The following is a 262-nucleotide window of genomic DNA, read 5'->3' as shown; positions in this document are numbered from 1 at the left end:
AGATAAGGCTGCCAGCAGGTAAGAAAAGCTTTACGTTTTTGTTGATCTAGAGTTTTTCGCGTTTTAAAGGGCAAGTACCAGTCCAGCAATAAAGAGAGTTCTGTTTTTAGTGTTTGGCAATCATAGGAGGGAATTTGAAGCAAAAATGTTGCAAATTGCTTTACTGAAGGCCACGACTTTTGGTGGAAGGCAGCCAGCAATTCACTACAGGCAATGTAACGTTCTTCTAGAGGATCGCCGGTTTGATCTAAAAGTCCTTCAC

General features: G+C 41.6%; 1 pseudogene. It reads right to left on the bottom strand.

The annotated features are described in order from the left end of the window. Positions 1 to 262, bottom strand: a pseudogene (locus ACFIK8_RS12645) (bifunctional tRNA (adenosine(37)-N6)-threonylcarbamoyltransferase complex ATPase subunit type 1 TsaE/phosphotransferase); the annotation flags it as partial.

This window comes from Bartonella sp. MR168JLCBS (genome assembly GCF_042194175.1).
This window is presented reverse-complemented; position numbering and strand designations above follow the sequence as displayed.